At 63.2% G+C, this 18,958-nt stretch carries 16 protein-coding genes and 1 pseudogene; 8 read left to right on the top strand and 9 right to left on the bottom strand.

Annotation, left to right across the window (positions count from 1 at the left end):
• Nucleotides 1-77: 77 nt before the first annotated feature.
• From ACZY0R_RS42670 to ACZY0R_RS42655, 4 genes are read right to left on the bottom strand one after another with little or no spacing between them, the layout of a single operon-like run.
• Entirely contained in the window at nucleotides 78-362 is a 285-nt protein-coding gene (locus tag ACZY0R_RS42670; RefSeq protein ID WP_488867765.1) for a Dabb family protein, read from the bottom strand.
• Nucleotides 356-1,861 carry an aldehyde dehydrogenase (NADP(+)) gene (locus ACZY0R_RS42665; RefSeq protein WP_488867763.1) on the bottom strand — a complete coding sequence of 502 codons (1,506 nt, stop codon included), beginning with the start codon at nucleotides 1,859-1,861 and terminating at the stop codon, nucleotides 356-358. Before ACZY0R_RS42665 ends, ACZY0R_RS42670 begins: the two co-directional genes overlap by 7 nt.
• Nucleotides 1,858-2,310, bottom strand: coding sequence for a nuclear transport factor 2 family protein (locus ACZY0R_RS42660; protein ID WP_488867761.1), 453 nt, complete (start codon nucleotides 2,308-2,310; stop codon nucleotides 1,858-1,860). Before ACZY0R_RS42660 ends, ACZY0R_RS42665 begins: the two co-directional genes overlap by 4 nt.
• Before the next feature lie 27 nt (nucleotides 2,311-2,337).
• Complete coding sequence (locus ACZY0R_RS42655) at nucleotides 2,338-3,159, bottom strand: RraA family protein (RefSeq protein ID WP_488867759.1); 822 nt, start codon at nucleotides 3,157-3,159, stop codon at nucleotides 2,338-2,340.
• A gap of 186 nt (nucleotides 3,160-3,345) precedes the next feature.
• On the opposite strand from ACZY0R_RS42655, the gene ACZY0R_RS42650 reads away from it, so the two are divergent.
• On the top strand, nucleotides 3,346-4,956 hold the full coding sequence (locus ACZY0R_RS42650) for an IclR family transcriptional regulator domain-containing protein (protein ID WP_488867757.1): 1,611 nt from the start codon (nucleotides 3,346-3,348) through the stop codon (nucleotides 4,954-4,956).
• 6 nt (nucleotides 4,957-4,962) lie between these two features.
• On the opposite strand, the gene ACZY0R_RS42645 is transcribed toward ACZY0R_RS42650, so the two are convergent.
• The gene (locus ACZY0R_RS42645) at nucleotides 4,963-5,688 is read right to left on the bottom strand and encodes a GntR family transcriptional regulator (protein ID WP_488867755.1); all 726 of its coding nucleotides are present in this window, start codon (nucleotides 5,686-5,688) and stop codon (nucleotides 4,963-4,965) included.
• A pseudogene (locus ACZY0R_RS42640) lies at nucleotides 5,685-5,741 on the bottom strand (helix-turn-helix domain-containing protein); the annotation flags it as partial. The pseudogene ACZY0R_RS42640 and the gene ACZY0R_RS42645, both read right to left, overlap by 4 nt.
• 72 nt (nucleotides 5,742-5,813) lie before the next feature.
• Between ACZY0R_RS42640 and ACZY0R_RS42635 the strand changes: the two are divergent.
• The 4 genes from ACZY0R_RS42635 to ACZY0R_RS42620 all read left to right on the top strand — a co-directional run bounded on the left by ACZY0R_RS42635 (nucleotide 5,814) and on the right by ACZY0R_RS42620 (nucleotide 10,388).
• Complete coding sequence (locus tag ACZY0R_RS42635) at nucleotides 5,814-6,575, top strand: alpha/beta fold hydrolase (protein WP_488867753.1); 762 nt, start codon at nucleotides 5,814-5,816, stop codon at nucleotides 6,573-6,575.
• On the top strand, nucleotides 6,572-7,858 hold the full coding sequence (locus ACZY0R_RS42630) for an iron-containing alcohol dehydrogenase (protein WP_488867751.1): 1,287 nt from the start codon (nucleotides 6,572-6,574) through the stop codon (nucleotides 7,856-7,858). The genes ACZY0R_RS42635 and ACZY0R_RS42630 overlap by 4 nt, the downstream gene beginning before the upstream one ends.
• 146 nt (nucleotides 7,859-8,004) lie before the next feature.
• Nucleotides 8,005-9,387, top strand: a complete 1,383-nt coding sequence (locus ACZY0R_RS42625) for an MFS transporter (protein WP_488867749.1) — start codon at nucleotides 8,005-8,007, stop codon at nucleotides 9,385-9,387.
• Between the two features lie 194 nt (nucleotides 9,388-9,581).
• Entirely contained in the window at nucleotides 9,582-10,388 is an 807-nt protein-coding gene (locus ACZY0R_RS42620; RefSeq protein ID WP_488867748.1) for a fatty acid hydroxylase family protein, read from the top strand.
• 125 nt (nucleotides 10,389-10,513) lie between these two features.
• Here the strand turns inward: ACZY0R_RS42620 and ACZY0R_RS42615 are convergent, their stop codons facing one another.
• Entirely contained in the window at nucleotides 10,514-11,842 is a 1,329-nt protein-coding gene (locus ACZY0R_RS42615) for an IS4 family transposase (RefSeq protein ID WP_267602784.1), read from the bottom strand.
• Nucleotides 11,843-12,085: 243 nt separating this feature from the next.
• On the bottom strand, nucleotides 12,086-13,150 hold the full coding sequence (locus tag ACZY0R_RS42610; protein ID WP_488867745.1) for a LacI family DNA-binding transcriptional regulator: 1,065 nt from the start codon (nucleotides 13,148-13,150) through the stop codon (nucleotides 12,086-12,088).
• A gap of 180 nt (nucleotides 13,151-13,330) precedes the next feature.
• Here ACZY0R_RS42610 and ACZY0R_RS42605 point away from each other — a divergent pair, with 180 nt between their 5' ends.
• Together ACZY0R_RS42605 and ACZY0R_RS42600 are read left to right on the top strand one after the other, a co-directional pair.
• The gene (locus tag ACZY0R_RS42605) at nucleotides 13,331-14,494 is read left to right on the top strand and encodes a mandelate racemase/muconate lactonizing enzyme family protein (RefSeq protein WP_488867743.1); all 1,164 of its coding nucleotides are present in this window, start codon (nucleotides 13,331-13,333) and stop codon (nucleotides 14,492-14,494) included.
• A 197-nt stretch (nucleotides 14,495-14,691) separates the two neighbouring features.
• Nucleotides 14,692-15,666, top strand: a complete 975-nt coding sequence (locus tag ACZY0R_RS42600; RefSeq protein ID WP_488867741.1) for a Bug family tripartite tricarboxylate transporter substrate binding protein — start codon at nucleotides 14,692-14,694, stop codon at nucleotides 15,664-15,666.
• Nucleotides 15,667-15,936: 270 nt separating this feature from the next.
• Here ACZY0R_RS42600 and ACZY0R_RS42595 read toward each other — a convergent pair whose 3' ends face one another.
• The gene (locus tag ACZY0R_RS42595; protein ID WP_488867740.1) at nucleotides 15,937-16,320 is read right to left on the bottom strand and encodes a hypothetical protein; all 384 of its coding nucleotides are present in this window, start codon (nucleotides 16,318-16,320) and stop codon (nucleotides 15,937-15,939) included.
• Nucleotides 16,321-16,740: 420 nt separating this feature from the next.
• Between ACZY0R_RS42595 and aspA the strand changes: the two genes are divergently transcribed.
• The gene (aspA, locus tag ACZY0R_RS42590; RefSeq protein ID WP_488867739.1) at nucleotides 16,741-18,168 is read left to right on the top strand and encodes an aspartate ammonia-lyase; all 1,428 of its coding nucleotides are present in this window, start codon (nucleotides 16,741-16,743) and stop codon (nucleotides 18,166-18,168) included.
• The last annotated feature ends 790 nt before the right edge of the window (nucleotides 18,169-18,958 follow it).

The raw sequence follows: 18,958 nt of genomic DNA, 5'->3' as shown, positions 1-18,958 counted from the left end.
GCCCGCGGGACGGGATCGCCAGCACGCTCCCAGCAAATGGGACGGTCGTGCGCGATGTGCGGGAAAACCCCGCGACCTCAAACCGTGTAGTCCACCGCCGCCCACTCAAAGTAAGGCTTCAGGTCCGTCACCAGAGCCTGGTGCAAGGGATGGAACAAGTAAGCATCCAGCGCCGTCTTGTCGTTCACCTCGGACTCCAGCACATAGTCCCAGCAGATCGCACGATCCAGCTCATTGGCGGTAAAGCGCCAGCTGCGTATGGCCGGGATCTGCGCGCCGAGGGCCGCCATGCGCTCCGCTAGCGCGGCTTCCAGCGTGGCATCCTTGAGCTTGCGCCGGAACAACACGATATGTCTCAGCATGGCACCCCCTCGCGTGCAATCAGCCAGGCCGGTGCATCTTGCAGCGCCACCGGGCGCAGGAAGCGATCGAGCGCGGCGTAACCCACCGAGGTGGTGAAGGGTTGCGTCGACGCGGGGAAGGGGCCGCCATGATGCTGGGCGGCGGTCACGGCCACGCCGGTGGGCACGCCCGCAAACAGCACGCGTCCGGCTACCTGGGTAGCGACGCGCACGAGGTCCAGCGTGGTGGCATCCGGCGTTTCGCTGCCGGCATCCACGCCCCACAGCGTCACGGTGAGCGAGCCGCCTACGGCGCGCAGCACTTGCTGTGCTTGCCCGGGTGAGTCGATCCGCACCACCAGCGCGGCGGCGCCGAAGACTTCCTCGTGCAGGCTGTCGTTGGCGATAAAGTCCGCGGCGTCGACTTCGGCCAGGTAGGGGCGCGGCAGGCCGCCGGCGTCCGCGCGCGCCACTTCACCGAGCAGCGGCTTGAGCTTGTCAGACGCGCGCCAGCGCGCCACGCCCTGGTCAAAGGCGGAGCGAATGCCGGCACTGAGCATGGCGTGCGGCGCGAGCGCGTGCAGGGCACCGGCCAGCGCGCCGACGAAGGCGTCGCCAGCGGCGTCCTTGCCGACCACGATCACGCCGGGGCTGGTGCAGAACTGGCCGCTGCCCAGGCAGATCGAGCTGGCCAGGTTTTGCGCCAGCTCCGCGCTGTTGCCGCGCAGCGCGGCCGGCAGCACTACCAGCGGATTGACAGAGCCGAGCTCGCCGTAGAAGGGAATCGGATGGGGGCGCTCTGCGGCCACCTTGGCCAGCGCGGTGCCGCCCTTGAACGAGCCGGTGAAGGCCACGGCCGCGATCGCCTCCGCCTGCACCAGGCGCACGCCGGTCTCGATAGCAGCGCCTTCGACAAAGCCGAAGATGCTGGCGGGCAGGCCTTGCCCGGCCACCACGCGTTGCGCCAGCGCAGCGGTCTTGCGCGACAGTTCCGGATGCGCCGGATGCGCCTTCACTACCACCGGGCAGCCCGCCGCGAGCGCCGCGGCGGTGTCGCCACCGAGCACCGAGAACGCAAACGGGAAATTGCTGGCGGAGAATATCGCCACCGGGCCCACGGGCACGCGCACGCGCGTCAGGCGCGGACGCCCGGCGGGCGGCGCGCCGGCTACGGCGGGATCGTCGAGGCTGGCGTGCGCGTCGCCGCGTTCCAGTACATCGGCAAAGCCGCGCAGCTGGAAGGCGGTGCGGTCCAGTTCGCCATTCAGGCGCGGCAGTTCGAGCGCGCTCTCGCGGTCGGCCAGTGGCACCAGGGTTTCGCGATCGGCTTCGAGCGCGGCGGCCAGCGCGCGCAGCAGGGCGGCGCGTTGCGCGGCGGGGCTGGCGCCCCATTGGCCGGCCACGGCGGCGGCTGCGGCGGCAGCGGCATCGATCTTCGCCGGCGTGGAGGCCGGCCAGCTTGCGCCGGTGGGCTGGCCACTGCGCGCGTCGATGGATTGCAGCAGGGAGGACATGGTCATACGCTCTTCAGGTGATAGCCGCGGCCCGCGTAGTCGAATGCCACCAGTTCGTTGATGGGCGTTGCCTTGTCGGCGGGCGAGGCGTAGTAGGCGCGGATCTCGGCGATTTTGCCGGTCTGCGGATCAAAGTCGTACCACTCGGCGCCGCGCAGCGCGGTGCCGCTCTTGTTTTTCCAGTGCGTCCATTCGATCATCGCCTCCGGGCTGTCATGGCTGACGATGAGGCGCTCGATCGTCCATTGCGAGCCGAGCGTTTCCACGCACCAGATCCATTTTTTGGCGATGGTGTCAGCTGTGCTCCAGGGTACTTCGGGCAGGCCGGCGGGGAAGTAGTGCACGGCGTCGGGCGTGAAGCAGTCCACCAGCGCGTCGTAGTCGGCCGCGTTGCAGGCGTCGAAGTAGCGGCGGATCAGCGCGGCGTGTTGCTCGGGAGTGAATTTGGCGGTCATCTTGGTCTTGTGTCCGGTTGGGCGGATTCAGCGGCTGCCGGCGGGCTTGGCGGCCGGGATCGGCGGGCGGCCGGCGGCGACCCATTCGCGATGCTGCGCGCGCGTGGCTTCGCTCGGCGGGTACAGGCCCCACAGCGCTTCGCCGGCCTGCACGCGCAATGCCAGGTAGGCTTCGATGTCGTCGCGCTTCTCGCACAGGTTGGCCATTTCCTCGGCCAGGTGGGCGGGGATCACGGTGATGTTGTCGCCGTCGCCGTGGATCACGTCGCCTGGATAGATCGCCACGCCGGCGCAGCCGATCGGCACTTGCAGGTCCGCCACATGGTGATAGGACAGCCGCGTGGTGGCGGTCACGCCCGTGCTCCAAACCGGGAAATCCATCTGGCTCAGCTCCGTGCCGTCGCGGAAGCTGCCGTCGGTGATGACCGCGCGGGCGCCGCGCATCATCATCCGCGTGATCAGCATATTGCCCATCGACGCGGCGCGGCCGTCGCGGTTGCTGTCGATTACCAGCACATGGCCCGGCTCGATCTGCTCCACGCCCACCCATTGCAGGTTGTCGGCGGAAGGCTCGGTGGTGAGGTTGCCGTAGACGTCGATGTCCTCGCGCGCCGGGATGAAACGCATGGTGTACGCGCGCCCGGCAAAAGGCTTGACCTTGGGGTTGAGCGGTGTCAGCCCGTGCAATACCGGCTGGCGGAAGCCTTTGATGTAGAGCTGCGTGGTCAGCGAGCCGCTGGTCACCTTGGCCAGGCGGTCGAGTACCGAATCCGGCACGTGCGGCGCGGGTGCACGCTGGGGGATGGTGGTAAGGGGCGGGGGAGGCGCGAAGGTGGGGTTGGTGCTCATGATGCGTGCTGTCCAGGTTGCAAATGGTCGGGGCGGCCATCGTCCCAATCAGTGGGACAAATCTGGCTGCGTGTCAGCTGTGCTGGCTGATTGCATGGTATTGAACTTCCCAGCAACTTAAAATGCTTCGCAGAGGGGCGCCCCCGCCAGACTGCTTCGTTTTTCCATATATTGAGACAAGCCACCATGTCAGTTAATCCCGGTGACGGTACCGGCGCAATTGAGAAGGCCATCGACGTGCTCGAAGCCGTGGGTGCCAACCCCGGCGGCATCAGCCAGTCCGACCTGACGGCGCAACTCGCGCTGCCGCGAACCACGGTGTACCGCCTGCTGGCCACGCTGGTGGCCCGCCGTATGCTGCGGCGCGATCCGCTGCGCAAGGTGTACCGGCTGGGCTTTCGCTGCTTCGAGATGGCGCGACAGGCCTATACGATGCCGGACCTGGTGGCCGCCGCCTCGCATGAGATGCGCGGCCTGCGCGACCTGACCGGCGAGACCTGCTACCTCGCCACGCTTGATGGGCTGGAGGTGATCTCGCTGGAACGCTGCGACGGCGCGCACAGCGAGCGCTCCGCGGCGGTGCTGGGCCAGCGCAAGCCGGTTCACTGCACCAGCCAGGGCAAAGCCATCCTTTCGGCCATGGCGGGCCCGGCGCGCGACGCCATTGTGCGTGAACTCACGCTTAAGGCGCTCACGCCGCTCACTATTACAGACCGGCGCCGCCTCAACGCGGAACTCAATATCACCGCCGCGCGCGGCTACTCCATCGACGACGAAGAGATCGTGCTGGGCGTGCGCTGCGTGGGTGCGCCCATCGTCGACCCGGAGGGCGTGGTCCGTGGCGCGATCAGCGTGGCCGGCCCGGCCTACCGGTTGACACGCGCGCGGCTGGAGCTGCTCGGGCCCGAGGTGGCGCAGGCCGCCCGCCGCATCGGCGCGCAACTCGAAGGCGTGCGCCTGCCCGCCGGCGATGCTTCGGTAACGGCGGTGCCTGGGCCGTGGGCATTCCAAGGCGCGCATCCGCTGTGGTGCGCGCGGCGTCAGCGGCTGTACTGGGCCGATGTGCTGGCGCCGTCAGTGCGCGTGCTCGACACCACGCAGGAACCCGCGCGCGATGAGCAACTGGTGCGCCTGGAAGCGCCGGTGACCGGGTTGCTGCTGCGTGGCGACGAAGTGTGGGCCATGCATGAGGGCGGCGCGGCGGCTATCGCGAGCGACGGCACCCGACGTCCGCTGGAAGGCTGGTCCCGCGAGCCGTTGCAGGCTTGCTGTGAGGGGGGCGAGGGCAGAGGCTATGGCGAGCAGGCCAACGCGGTGTGGGCTGCGACGGAGTCCGCCGAGGGTGGCTCTGCGGTGGGTCTACTGCGAGCCGACGGCAGCCTCGATGCGCACTGGCATATTGGCGAAGCCGTGCAGGCGCTATGCTGGAGCGCGGCGGACGAAACCCTCTATGCCACCACGCCGACCTCCGGCGCCATCCTGATGCTGCAGCCTGGCTCAACGGCGGTGCGTCGCCTTGCCAGCATGCCGCCCGGCGCGGGCAAGCTGAGCGGGCTCGCGCTGGACAGCAATGGCGGCATCTGGACGGCGCTATGCGAAGGCTGGAGCGTGGTGCGCTTTACGCGCGACGGCACGCTCGACCGCGTGGTCGGCATGCCAGTGCCCTGTCCCAGCGACGTTGCCATTGGTGGCGCCAATATGGACATCCTCTACATCACCACCTCACGGCAACAGGTGCCGCTGGAAACGCTGGCCAAGGCGCCACAGTCCGGATGCTTGTTCGAAGTAAAGGTTTGAATGGGATTAGCGCCTGTCCCCGAGGACAGTAGCGCGCGTGAAATCTTCGATGTTATCCAGCAGCGCATCAAGGGCTTTGCCGGCTCCATCGACATCTCCCTTGGCGATAGCGCCGGCAACGTTGGCATGCAGCTTAGCCATCATCGGTAAATCGGCCGCTTCCTTGTAGTGCAAATACCAGAAGCGCCGGGATAGGCCGTGCATCAAGCGCATGGCGCCTTCGGCGAACTCATTGCGGGCGGCCACGAGGCACAGCTCATTGAACTCGCGATCCGCGCGCACAAATGAGACATCATCGCCGACTCTTGCTGACTGGGCAAACTCTCGGGCTAAACGCGTGAAGTGCTCGCGCTGCTCCGGCGTGGCCCGGCGCGCTGCGCTTCTGCAAATCAGGCGCTCCACCTCGCGCCTTGTCTCCAACAAACGCAATTGCTTTCCGACATCGATCGGTGGAATCAACAATCCGCGCTGCGGCAGCACGATGATCAGATGCTCACGGGCGAGCCGCTGGATGGCCTCTCGAATGGGAGTGCGCCCTATGCCTGTCAGCTCGCTGAGCTGCAACTCGGAGATTGACGTACCGGGTGCCAACCGCAACGTGACAATTGCTTCCTCGATCTGTTCGTAGGCCAGATCAGTCAGCCGGCCGCGTTGTCCCGCAACGTTGTCGGTCGTGTCATCCGGCTCTGGGGGCGCGGCGGCCTTGGTACGAGATGGAGTCTTGCCAGTCATTGCTGCTCATTCGAATTCGCGAGATACCAATTGTATATGAGTCGTACGCATCCATGACCGAGCTCTTGCGTTTCTCTGGTCGACTGCTATGATTCATCTAATATATTAGTTGTGTGGAGTGAGGCATGGATGTCATTTGGGTGGGCGCGGGTCCGGCCTTGGTGGTCGCCGTGCATGGCATACAGGGCACACGCGCGGCGTGGCTGCCGCTTGCGCGTGAGCTGCAGGACACCTGCACCTTTGTGCTACCGAACCTGCCTGGGCGCGGGCGCGCTCCCGGGCCTTGTTCCCGTGCAGACTGCACCTTGGCGGCGTATGCCCGGGAGCTCCAACGGACCATTCAAGTGCATGCATCGGGTCGTCCTTTTATCCTCGCCGGCTGGAGTATGGGCGTATCGGTGGCATTGGAATACCTCTATGGGGGACACGCCAATCCTGACGCACCTGCACCGTGTGGACTGATCCTGCTTTCCGGTACGTCGCAACTGAATGCAGTGTCGTGGTTCGAGTCGTTTGCGCCGGATTCCCTGATGGAAGAGATTGCCGCTCGAGAGCTCAGGCTGGGGCTGACGGAAGCCGCAGACCACACCACGGTGGCGTGGACCTGGCAGGCTCTGCGTGCCACGGACCAACGCCCAGGTCTTGGTGCAATCGATATACCGGCCGTCGTGGTGCATGGCAGCCATGACGATGACTGTCCTGTCGCGCATGCCTTTAACCTCGCAAACGGCTTGCCCAATGCGGAATTGACGATGCTCGATGGTGGCGGCCATAGCTTGCTTACCCAAAACACAGCCCAGGTTGCCGACGCGATTCGAAAGCAGTTGGATCGACTAACGCGTTGGCCTGCCAGGCCCTCATCCGTTTCCCCACTGGAGTTGCCATGAGAGTTGAAGATCTTGTCTATTTCTGTGCACCGTCACGACTGATCATGGGGGCCGGCACACGAGCGCAGTTGCCGGAGTTGCTCCAGCACCTGGGCTATCGTACCGGGCTGCTAGTCACGGACACCTACTTCACCACACATATGCCGTGGGTGAGCGAATATGTAGAAGCGGCCCGCGCGCGAGGCGTCGAGACCCTTGTTTATGACGGTGGCATGGCGGACCCCACGACCAGGCTGTGCGATGCGGCCACTGCCGATGTCCGCCGCCGACTGGGCGGCCGCCAACTTGACCATATCATTGCGCTGGGCGGCGGCAGCAACATCGACTTGGCCAAGGCACTTTGCCTGACCCTGCCCGCCGGGCGGCCGATCTGCAATTTTGTCGCCGCAATCGACAGCGCGACCGCAGTGCTGCCTCTGATCGCACTGCCCACTACGGCAGGTACCGGTTCCGAGGCAACGCCCGGTGCGATCCTGGTGGACCCGGACAATGCCACCAAAGTCGCAGTGATGGACAACCGCTTGCGCCCCGGCATCGCTCTCATCGATCCCGAATTTACCTATAGCTGCCCAGCGCGCGTCACTGCGGATGCGGGCATCGATGCGCTGACGCATGCCATTGAATCCTTTCTCACCTTGGATTCGGCAAAGTTCAATCGCGGTGGTCACCCTGACCCGGGCTACAGTGGCCGCAACGCGTTGACGATGCTGTTTGCGCGAGAATCGATCCGGCTGTGCGCCAGGTACTTGCTGCGCGCCTATCAAGACGGCAAGGACACTGAGGCACGCGTAGGAATGTGCTACGCAAGTCTCTATGCCGCCTTTTCGTACGGAAGTGCGGGATTGAATGCCGTGCATGGCATTGCATACGGCGTCGCCGGAATCACGCACAAGTCCCACGGCAGCACTAACGCGGTAGTGCTGCCATATGTCCTGGATGCCCTCCAGCATGAGCGCGCGGCGGAACTGCTGGAGATCGCAAGAATGTTCGGCATCGAGGAGACGGACGAAGCCGAGGCCATCGCCCGGCTGCCACACGTCATCCGGGCGATGGTAGAAGCTGTGGGGATCCCCGGTGACCTGGCCTCGTTCGGCATTCCGGAGTCACAGCTTGTCGCACTGACGGCGGACGCGCTCGCCGTGACCCGCCTGGCCAAGGCATTCCCGGTTGCCGACGTATCCTCACGCTACTCCAGCATTATCCGCGGTGCCTGGCGCGGCGAATTTTCCAGTTCGTTCTGTCCCTCTCAAGCTGCTGCGGGCGGCGCGCTACGCGCGGTTTAACGCTTCTCCGGGCGCCACGTCCCGCAGCTCTGGTACCTACGTAGTTTCCCTAGCAAGTACGTTTATTATTTGAATGCTACTACAATCCATCTAATATATTAGATCAGGCGGCACGCCAGGAGGCCGTCGTACCCAAGGAGACAGACATGGATATGTCAGCAGGCGCCCTCAAGATAGAGGCGGGCATCGCTGCTCGCCTCGAACGCTTACCAATGACCGGATATCAGCGTTCGCTATTCGGCATCATCGCCACCGCGTGGTTTTTTGATTCAATGGATTTGGGCCTGATGACGTTTGTCCTCGGCTCGATCAAGGCGGAATTCGCGCTCACCGCTGCCCAGGCGGGCCTGCTGGCCAGTTCGAGTTTCCTCGGTATGTTTCTTGGTGCCGCAATCGCGGGCCTGCTGGCCGACCGCTTCGGTCGCAAGCCCGTCTTCCAGGTAAGTATGGTCTTCTGGGGGCTCGGCAGTCTGATGTGCGGGTTCGCCGATAGCGTAACGGCGCTGATGCTCTGTCGGGTACTGCTTGGCTTTGGCATGGGCATGGAGTTCCCGATTGGCTTATCGATGGTCTCCGAGATCGTGCCGGCGAAGAGTCGCGGTAAGTACGTGGCCATTCTGGAAGGGTTCTGGCCCATCGGCTTCATTGCAGCCGGCGCGCTTACTTTCATTTTTCTGCCCATCGTCGGCTGGCGCGGAATCTTCATTGCACTATCACTGCCTGCGGTCTTTGTATTCGTGGTGCGCCGCCGTGTTCCCGAGTCTCCGCGCTGGCTGGAAGATGTCGGTCGCCGCAGCGAAGCCCACGCTGTCATGGCAGGCATCGAAGCTCACGTCCAACGTGCATGGGGACGCCCATTGCCGGCTGTCTCGGACATCTACGCGCCACCTCCGCAAGTGTCCAACCGCAAGGCACGCTTTGTGGAAATCTGGCAGGGACCTTACGCGCGCCGCACCATCATGCTGTGGTCCGTCTGGTTCTTCGCGCTACTTGGCTATTACGGACTGACTACCTGGCTGGGAGCACTGCTGCAACAGGCCGGTTATGCCGTGACCAAGTCGGTGCTCTATACGGTCTATATTTCCCTCGCCGGCATTCCTGGATTCATGTTTTCCGCATGGCTGCTGGAGAAGTGGGGGCGCAAGCCAACCTGCGCTCTCATGTTGCTGGGAAGCGCTGGCGCCGCGTTCCTCTACGGCCAGGCGGCCGTGCATCGCGTTCCAGTGGAGCAACTCATTGCGGCTGGTCTTTGCATGCAGTTCTTCCTGTTCGGCATGTGGTCAGTTTTGTACGCCTACACCCCGGAACTCTATCCCACGCGCTCGCGTGCCACCGGCTCCGGCTTCGCGTCATCCATCGGTCGCATTGGCTCCTTAGCCGGACCATACCTCGTTGGCGTGCTGCTGCCTTTGGCCGGGCAGGGGGGTGTATTCACACTGGGTGCGCTCTCCTTCGTCGTAGCGGCGCTGGCGGTCCTCGTATTGGGTGTGGAAACGAAAGGGCGGGCACTCGAAGACGTCTCCCACTAGCCGCCCTGAGCAACTGCGGCGGAACCGCCCCTGGCTTGCCAGGGGCTTTTTTATGGGCCGTTGCAACGCTGCTGTCGCTGCGTTGCATATGCCGATTCTGCCTTTGACTTTTTTCTATATCCTACTAATATGTTAGTAATGTATTAGTTGAGCAGAAGCGCAACGATTGCCCCTAAGGACGAAGGAGACCAACCATGATGACCGAACGCCAACGAAAATTCCGAGAACAGTACAAGGCCGACATCAGCCCGCTATATAACGGGCTGCTGCACATCACCGTGATCTATGGCGTCGGTATCGCGGCGCTGTACTACGCGCTCACGCATCTTCAAGGTGCTAGGTGGGAGTGGGCGTTGGTCTTGCCGGTTTTCCTGGCAGGCAACTTCGTCGAATGGTATATGCACCGCTATGTAATGCATCGGAAAATCGATGTGTTCGCGCTCCGCGCGATCTACGACCGCCATACCCGGCAACATCATCAGTACTTCACCGACCAAGACGCCACGATCGACACCACGCGTGAGTTTCGTATCGTGTTCTTTCCCTGGCGTGTGCTGATCACCCTCGGCGTAGGCGGCGGCGGCCTTGGCTACCTGACTGCGCTCGTGATCAACACCAACGCGGGCTACATTGTCTTTCTAACAATGGTCGCTCAATACCTCATCTACGAAACGTTCCACTACTGTTGCCACGTGCATGGCAACTGGTTCGTGCGAAACATGCCCTTCATCAACACCATCCGCCGCCACCACACTGCGCATCACAACATGGGCATCATGATGAAGTACAACATGAATCTGACGTTCCCGATCGCCGACTGGTTCATGGACACCACGGACTTGCGCCGCGGCTTGCTCGGCCACCTCTTTAACGGCTCCAGCGAAGAGCACGTCAAGGACGAACTGAAGCCCATTATCAACAAGTTCCGCACGGACCATTCACGCGTAACACTCGACGGTCCCGATCTCAGTGAAGACGAGCGCCGCGTCATGGCGGCCTGATTCCTCGATCGTGCAGGGCTTCGTGAACAGGTACAGGCAGGGCATCTTGGCGCTCGCCTGTACCGCTTCTGTCCCACCGAGTGCTGAAAGTGGTAGGGGGTTTACCGCATTTCCTTATACAGAAGTCATGATTCTTCCCGCAGTGCTTGAATAGTGAGCGCGGCGTCCATGGTTCGCTGCATGCCGATCCAAATCGTCTTAGCGCCGGGCTCGCCATCGCTCTTGCGCCCAAGGAACCCACCCAGGGAAGCAACCAGCCGAATCATCTGATTGAGCGTGACCGGTGTCTTCGGGCGAGCTTTCTTGGCAAGCACGTATGCTCCCCGAATTTCGTCGGCGTCGAAGAACACGGACGCATCCAGATCCGGGCAGGTTCTGCCCAACCGCATCAAGCGGGCAATGCGCCACGCCACCACCATATACAACGCCAAGGCCCGCTCCACACGATCCATGTGCGATAGCTGTAGCGCTTCGACCTTGCAGCCAGTCTTCAGGACATGGAAGAACATCTCAATCTCCCACCTGGCCCGATACCATTCAACCAGCTCGATGACCGCATCGGCATCCTGTGCTTCACGGTTCGTCAACAGCCGCCAAACCACTGGCTTGACGCCTGCGGGCGCTCCGATCTCCCTTGCCTCTACACAGGTGAGCTCCGCGCCGACCAGACCCGGCAGCTTCACACGTTTTGCGCGTAGCTCCTGTTTGACCTCGCGCGCCTTCTGGCCTGCACGCCCTGGCAAGATAAAGGTGATTTCCCCAAGTACCGGGCTGGCTCCGACGCTATCCCACAACTTGCCGCCCTCGGCAAGGTTGCGGTTGTGTTGGCTGCGGATCAGCCAGTCGGCCGGCCGGCCAAGTTCCTGGGCGCGCGCCATCAACTCAGCGATATCACCCTCGCGGTCCGTCACATACACCAGCCGTGTCTGGGGCAATAGCACGGCTTGCTCCGCAACCCGTTCATACCCTTCAATCCAGCGTACGCTTTCCTTGATCCCGCCGCGGTTTCCGTCGGCGTCCTTTGGCTCGCGAGCCCACATCCAGGCATCGATCACCCCAAGCGGTTCACGGTCAGGCGTCACCGCGTAGGTCGGATGCAAAAACATACCCCGCTGGGCTTCGTAGCTCAGCGGCCCCAGTCCCTCCATTTCCTGGCCATTGAAGTTCAGCTCGGTCGAATCAGCGATGCACAGCACCACCGGAAACTGCGCGGCCCTCGCTGCAGTGCGCTCCCAATGGGGCTGCATCACGTCCCGCCAGTCGATCTGCTCATTGCCGAGAAACCGATACGCCCCAATGGTTTGCGACCAGTCATCGCATGCGCCAGGGATGCTCGCCGTAGGCATGGCCGCAAACCGCTTGAGCAATTCCTTGGCGCGCCGATCCCGCCGCGGATCACCAAGATCCAGACTCTCAAATTCCTCGTCCACCCATGCCCCCGACTCGTTGCCCATTGCTGCCTGAAAATGTAAGAGTAAACGCGAGTCTGGCGAAGTTAACAACCCCTTACCTCGAAATTTCCGCGGCCTCAGGCTCCATACCCCGCTGCGGAGGCGGTCCTACTTCTGTATAAGGAGATGGGTTTACCGTGTCAGTGGTAAATCCAGATAGCCCAGCAACGCCTGACCGTGGCCCACTTACAGGCCGCTGGCCGCTTTACCGGGCCGCCAGCGCCCCCAGTTGCCTGACGCCGTCGGCTAGCCCGGGCGACGCGATGGTCTTGTCTTCAGCGTCGCAACGGGGCCACAGCTTTCGCGCGGCTCGAAGCTGGTAGGCAGCAAGACCGGGGTAGTCTGGTGCGGGTCTTTGATTTGATCGATCAACACCTCGGCGGCACGTTGGCCCAGCAGCGCGGTATCACGCAGCACGGTCGCGATCGGCGGATCGTACATCCGCGACAAGGCGACGTCGTCGCAGCACACCAGCGACAACTGATCGCCCAAGCGCAAGCCGCGCTTGCGCACGGCACGCAAGGCCCCTTCCAGCAACTGGTTGCCACCGAGAATCACCGCAGTGGGCGGATTGGCGTCCGCCAGAAAGCCTTCCATCGCATTCTCCCCATGCTCGGGCGACAGGCTGCCGGAGTCGACCATCACATCAGGCAACAACCCCTCCGCTCGAAAGGTGTCTTCCACTGCGCGGATCCGTTCACGGGACGGGCGCACATTCTGGCCGACCGCCAACCCGATGCGCCGGTGCCCTTGCCGCAGCAAGTACCGCGTGGCTTCTCCCATGCCGAGGTAATGATCGGAGAGCACATAGTGCACATCGAGATCGCCGGCCATGGCGCGGTCGATGACTACCACCGGAGCGGTGGCGCTCGCAAGTGCCGCAAGTGTTGCGGCATTGTCTTCCAGTGCGGGCAGGACGATCAAGCCGTCGACCTGCCGCTGCAGCAGCACTTCTATGCGCTGCGCATCCACGTCTGGCGCCCCGCCCGAATTGGTCAGGAGGATGGAATAGCCCGCCGCGCTCAGCACGCTTTCCGCGCCCCCGACGATCGACGCCAATAGGGGATTGGTGATGTCTGACCCGACGAATCCAATTGACTTGGTGGTCCGCCGGCGCAGGTTTTGCGCCATGAGGTTCGGCATGTAGCCGAGTTCGCGCGCCGCCTGCATCACCCTCTCAGTCAACTGTGGGCTGGATCCCGGCTGGCCGGAAAGCACCCGCGACACGGAAGCGATGCCGACACCAGCGCGTTCGGCAACCTCCTTAATGCCGGCGCGCCTGGTTGCGGAAGAAGTTGGCTTGTTGCTCATTGGGGCGATTATTCAACTCTGCTCTTGACGCACCGAAGTATGCCATCTATTCTTTGGAAACGTTTCCGGAAACGTTTCCAATCTCAGAAACTACCGCGGCGAGGCTGTCAGGCCGTTGGCACTACAGATCCGCCCTCTCCAAAGCGTCGGATCGGCAATTCAGCAATTGAAAGGATCAGAATGAGGATCACCAAAGTCGAGGCCCTGCATGTCGGGCAGTTCATGTTTGCCCGTGTCAGTACGGACGAAGGCATTGTCGGCGTCGGCGAATCCGGCGCCTGGGGCCAGCTTGAGGCCTCAGCCGCGGCCATCCGGCGCTTTGCGGAATACCTGGAAGGGAGGGACCCGTTCGAGATCGAGCACCACTGGAACGTGATGCACCGGTTCGGGTACTTCCAGGGCATCGCCATCAACTCGGCCATCTCCGCGATCGACATCGCCCTGTGGGACATCAAGGGCAAGGCGCTGAATGTGCCCATCTACCAGTTGCTGGGCGGGCCGGTGCGCACCAAGGCACGCATCTACGGGCATATCTACGAGAGCAGCATCGAAAAGATCCTAGTGGAATGCAAAGCCAAGATGGAAGCGGGCTTCACCGCGTTCGGCCACCTCAACCCCTTCCTCGATGAAGGCAACGACCAGATCTACTTCAAGACGCATATCAAGAAGATGCGCGATGCCATCGACAACGTGCACCGCATGCGGGAGGTTGTCGGCGACCGCGTGGACCTGCTGATCGAACTGCATCGCCGCCTGACCCCGGCGGAGGCAGTGGTGTTTGCGCGCGGCATCGAAGACACGCATCCGATGTTTATCGAAGATCCGATCCGGCCCGAAGGCCCGGATGGTATGACGCGCGTCGCCGAGAAGATCCATATTCCCATCGCGACCGGCGAGCGCTTTACCTCTATCTATGAGTTTCAGGCCCTGCTCAGCCGCAATAGCGTCGAATACGCGCGGGTGGATCCCTGCGTCTGCGGCGGCATCACCGGCGCGCGCAAGGTGGCCGCCATGGCGGAGGCCCATCATGTGCAGGTGGTGCCGCACAACCCGCTCTCGCCGATCGGGCTCGCCGCCTGCCTCCAGTTGGACGCCGCCATTCCCAACTTTGCGATCCAGGAATACGCCACGGGCTTCGAGGCCGGCATCTTCGAATCGCGGCCGGAACACCTTGGCACCAACATCGTGGACCGGGTTCCGCTGCCGCTCAACGGCTTCGTCGACATCCCCACCGGCCCGGGACTCGGCATGAACCTGGTGCCGGATGCGCAGAAGATCCGGCCGCCGCTGTCCAAGCCGATCTCGATGCGCCCACATCTCGACGGCTTCGTCGTTGATCAATAAGCGCACCGAAGCGTTGGGCGGTTGCAAGCGCCGCCCTCTTTTCACCTACCTGCCCTGACATGCGGTCGCCCTCGCGCCCGCCTCGATCCGGCAGGGCAGCAGTGCCCAGAAAACCAGCACGGGCACGGAAGCCGTCGCCGTAGCGGCTTCCCACTCATCAAAGCGGCGTCAGTTCGCGAAGCCCCAGGAGACAAGCAATGAAGACCCTATCCATTCTCGGCCTGCTGTTCAGCGCGGTCTGCGCTGTCCACGCTGTCGGCGCCCAGGCTGCCGAAGCCTATCCGAACAAGGCGGTGACAATCGCCGTGCCGTATGCGCCGGGCGGCTCCACCGACTACGTCACCCGGGCCGTCGCGCGCTATATGGGTGAGGCGTACCAGCAGCCGTTTCTCGTCGAGAACAAGCCGGGCGCAAGCGGCACGATCGCCATGGCCTATGTGGCCAAGGCGGAGCCGAACGGCTATACGCTGATGGCCACCGAAATGACGACCACGATCGTTCCCGCCCTGTTCCCGAAGCTGTCGTTCGATCCGTTGCGCGACTTCATGCCGATCGCGCAATTCGCCGAGGCGCCCTATGTGCTCGTGGTGAATCCGAAAGTACCCGCGCATAACCTGAAGGAGCTGATCGAGTACGCGAGGCAAAAGCCCGGCAAGGTGACGTTCGGTTCAGGCGGGCCAGGCAGCGGTCCCCATGTCGCCGGGGAACTGCTCAAGTCCGTAGCAAGAATCGAAATCAGCCATGTCCCATACAAAGGCTCCGGGCCGGCTTTGAATGACCTGCTTGGAGGCCAGATCGACATCCTGATTACCGCCGCGCCGACCGTGGCCGGCTTCATCGAGTCGGGCAAGCTGCGCGCCATTGCCGTGGCAAGCGACAAGCGGATTCCGATGATGCCATCGGTGCCTTCCTCGGCCGAATCAGGGGTGCCGGAGTTCAAGGTGAGCAACTGGTTTGGCCTCACGGCGCCGCGCGGCACACCGGTGGACGTGCAAAAAAGCCTGCATGCGAAGGTGAGGGAGATGCTGAAAAATGCCGCTATGCTGAAGAACCTCGAATCCGCCGGCGCACTCCCGGCCGAACTTGGCCCGGAGGATTTCGGCAAGAAGATCGCAGCCGAGGCGCAACGCTGGAACAAATTGCTGAAATCGACCGGGGCCAAACTGGACTGAGCGGGCGCAACGCCTACGCTGCGGGGCCGCGCCTTGCTGTCCGACGAAGCGGAGTAACCTCAGTTCGACTTTCTGTGCCACACGTTCAGGCCGCGAAGTGTCAGGAATCGGGCCGGTCGGTGGGTTTCGTGCCCGCGGTCAGCAACAAGGTTGCAAAATCGATGCGGCGGGAGATGCGTCGCCGCAGTATGTTGCACCGTTATGAGCATGAGGTCAGGCGCTTTGCCGGACACATTCATGGCATCACGCGCGTCACGAGGCGGGAACACGCTAGGTCGAGGCGCTCGAGCGGCAGTTGCAGGAGTTGCGTACCCAATTCTCGACGGACCTGGAGCGCACCCGCGAGCAGGTGGCCGTCGCGCAGGAGCGGGCCAGCGCCACCGAGCGCCGCGCGAGATCGACCAGGAGCGCACGCTGCGCCAGAAGGGCGAGCAGGCAGTCGCGGATCTGCGCGCCGAACTGGCGGCCGTGCAGGCGCGGGCGCAAGACGCCGCCGTGGTCGGCGCCGAGGAGCGGACGCGGCTGCAGGCCGAGCGCGACACGCTCAACCGGCAACTGGCGGAGGCAGAGCAGGTGCTCGGACGAGGGCAGGCGACACAAGAAGGGCTGCGGGCCGAACTGGACGCGGCGCTGCGGCGGGCCGAGCGCGCGCAAGCCGAGACCACCGCGACCCGGCACCTGATGACGGCCAGGCGCCGGGCGCCCGCGACGCGCACCAAGTTCAAGACCCGGGGCGGCCTGAGAGGGGTGTCCGAGGGCGAGATTTGTCCACCACGCGATCTTAGGATTTGATTAAAATTTAAGCAGGAAGGCCACCTTGTCCTCCTGCCGGCGCGGATCTCCACAGCAGCCATCCCCGGAACAACCTTGACGTCCCATGTTCCCGAACGACGGCGCGTCGCTGGATCCTTCGCCTCCTCAAATCTATTCACCTGCATCATGTCGATCGAAATTGAGCGCGCGGAAGATTTGTCGCGATAGGTCAATGATTACGAAGTGATCACGCGGTGAATAGAAGGGGGCGAGCGCCACTTCTATTCCTCTCATTCATGATAACTGGCGAGGAGCACACCGATGACGAATCGAACCTTTAGAACCGAACATGACCTCCTGGGCGATCGCGAGGTCCCGGCCGATGTCTATTACGGTGTACACACGCTGCGTGCGGTAGAGAACTTCCCGATCACGGGCACCCCGATCTCGATCTATCCGGAGCTCATCAAGGCGCTGGCTTATATCAAGCAAGCTGCCGCGCTGGCCAATCATGAACTGGGCCTGCTCGATAAACCCCGCTGCGATGCCATCGTCAAGGCGTGCGCGGAGTTGCTCGGTGGCAAGCTCCACGAGCAATTCGTCGTCGACGTGATACAGGGCGGCGCCGGCACTTCGACGAACATGAACGCGAACGAGGTTATCGCCAACCGCGCTCTGGAACTGCTGGGCCACCAGAAGGGCGAATACCAGTACCTGCATCCGAACGAGCAGGTCAATATCAGCCAGAGCACCAACGACGTCTACCCGAGCGCCCTCAAGGTCGCGACCTGGTTCGGCATCCTGGGCTTGGTGGACGCCATGGCGGTGCTGCGAGGGGCGTTTGAGCGCAAGGCGGAGGAGTTCAAGCATGTCCTGAAGATGGGGCGCACCCAGTTGCAGGACGCTGTGCCGATGACGCTGGGCCAGGAGTTCAGCACCTATGCCGTGATGCTCGGCGAGGACGAGCAGCGGCTGCGCGAAGCGGCCCTGCTGATTTGCGAGATCAATATGGGCGCCACCGCGATTGGTACCGGCATTACCGCGCCACCAGACTACGCACCGCTGATCCTGAAGCGCCTTAAGGAAATCACCGGCATACCGCTGATCACCGCGCCGAACCTGATCGAGGCCACGCAGGACTGCGGCGCCTTTGTGCAATTGTCTGGCGTACTTAAGCGAGTGGCAGTCAAGCTTTCCAAGACATGCAACGACCTCCGCCTGCTTTCCAGCGGCCCGCGCGCCGGCCTGGGGGAGATTAACCTGCCGCCCATGCAGGCGGGGTCGAGCATCATGCCCGGCAAGGTGAATCCCGTGATCCCGGAGGTGGTCAACCAGATCGCGTTCGAGGTCATCGGCAATGACATCACCGTCAGCTTCGCCGCCGAAGCCGGACAACTGCAACTGAATGCATTCGAGCCGATCATCGCGCACAGCCTGTTCAAAAGCGTCAGCCACCTGCGGAACGGTTGCCTGACTTTGGCCGAACGGTGTGTCAACGGCATCACCGCCAACGAGGAGCGCTTGCGCACCACGGTGGAAAACTCCATTGGCATCGTGACTGCGCTGAACCCCTACATCGGTTACGCCAACGCAACGGCCGTCGCGCAGGAAGCGCACGACTCAGGCGGCAGCGTGTACGAGATCGTGTTGCAGAAGGGCCTGCTTTCCAGAGAGGAACTCGACAGGATCCTTCGTCCGGAAGTGCTGACACAGCCTACGCCGCTGAGCCTGGCTCCGCGGGCCAAGTGATCCTAGGCACGGCATATCCGGCTCCGCGAGAAATCTAAGCAAACCGCCCGCCAGACTAGGATCTGAATCGTTGGAGACGTTCTGGACGTGCTGGCCATCCGGTCGTGCTTGTCCCTTCGCGGCTAGCCATCGTCGCCATGTCTCGGGAGGTACGAGGCGCCGCCGCCCTCGCCGTCATCGGAAGCGGTGGCGGCCAAATAGCCCGACGGCAGTTACAGAATCGTTTCCGGCAACGCACATCTAATGGCCGCCACCCAACTGAAAAACAGGCGCGCACTAGTCAAGGATGCAGGCACCGGGAGAATACTGCACGTGCACCGAGTCGATGGTCGACTGTATTCGAAGAATCGCAGTATGCGCTGGGCGCGGCGACCCGCGAGTCCATCGACAATGCCAAAGATCGCGGCCGCTGACGCAGCACCGGGCCCGGGGTGCCGGAGACCAGCGTCCGGTGTGTGGTCTGCGGGCACGTTTCCGCCGGCAGGACTCGCGGGCGGGGCAAAGGGGACAGAAGCTTCTGCTACCCCGCCGCCACAAGCAGGACGGGCTGCCCTAGCCAGGCTGGTAAGAACGCGGAATGCATTGATGTCCAGCAGCAAACATTGGGTTCGGACCGGTCCAAAGCGACATAGGCCTTCTCCCGTGCCCGACGAAATGTCACTCCCCGGATTCGGCACCATCGAGCTGTGCGAGATCCCCACTGACGCGATGGTGCGCCGATCAGAAGGCCATAACTACCGGATCGTGTCGGGGAAATAACGACTCCAGGCCGCCCTCCGCGTGACCGGCC

The organism is Cupriavidus sp. F041 (assembly GCF_057814235.1).
Note: the sequence above shows the minus strand (reverse complement) of the source record. Positions and strands in the feature narration are given on the sequence as shown.

Coding starts and splice junctions, on each gene's coding strand:
- aspA (WP_488867739.1), top strand. CDS start 16,741: ATGACGAATCGAACCTTTAGAACCGAACATGACCTCCTGGGCGATCGC.
- ACZY0R_RS42655 (WP_488867759.1), bottom strand. CDS start 3,159: ATGAGCACCAACCCCACCTTCGCGCCTCCCCCGCCCCTTACCACCATC.
- ACZY0R_RS42620 (WP_488867748.1), top strand. CDS start 9,582: ATGATGACCGAACGCCAACGAAAATTCCGAGAACAGTACAAGGCCGAC.
- ACZY0R_RS42660 (WP_488867761.1), bottom strand. CDS start 2,310: ATGACCGCCAAATTCACTCCCGAGCAACACGCCGCGCTGATCCGCCGC.
- ACZY0R_RS42600 (WP_488867741.1), top strand. CDS start 14,692: ATGAAGACCCTATCCATTCTCGGCCTGCTGTTCAGCGCGGTCTGCGCT.
- ACZY0R_RS42635 (WP_488867753.1), top strand. CDS start 5,814: ATGGATGTCATTTGGGTGGGCGCGGGTCCGGCCTTGGTGGTCGCCGTG.
- ACZY0R_RS42650 (WP_488867757.1), top strand. CDS start 3,346: ATGTCAGTTAATCCCGGTGACGGTACCGGCGCAATTGAGAAGGCCATC.
- ACZY0R_RS42615 (WP_267602784.1), bottom strand. CDS start 11,842: ATGGGCAACGAGTCGGGGGCATGGGTGGACGAGGAATTTGAGAGTCTG.
- ACZY0R_RS42630 (WP_488867751.1), top strand. CDS start 6,572: ATGAGAGTTGAAGATCTTGTCTATTTCTGTGCACCGTCACGACTGATC.
- ACZY0R_RS42665 (WP_488867763.1), bottom strand. CDS start 1,861: ATGACCATGTCCTCCCTGCTGCAATCCATCGACGCGCGCAGTGGCCAG.
- ACZY0R_RS42645 (WP_488867755.1), bottom strand. CDS start 5,688: ATGACTGGCAAGACTCCATCTCGTACCAAGGCCGCCGCGCCCCCAGAG.
- ACZY0R_RS42605 (WP_488867743.1), top strand. CDS start 13,331: ATGAGGATCACCAAAGTCGAGGCCCTGCATGTCGGGCAGTTCATGTTT.
- ACZY0R_RS42670 (WP_488867765.1), bottom strand. CDS start 362: ATGCTGAGACATATCGTGTTGTTCCGGCGCAAGCTCAAGGATGCCACG.
- ACZY0R_RS42625 (WP_488867749.1), top strand. CDS start 8,005: ATGGATATGTCAGCAGGCGCCCTCAAGATAGAGGCGGGCATCGCTGCT.
- ACZY0R_RS42610 (WP_488867745.1), bottom strand. CDS start 13,150: ATGAGCAACAAGCCAACTTCTTCCGCAACCAGGCGCGCCGGCATTAAG.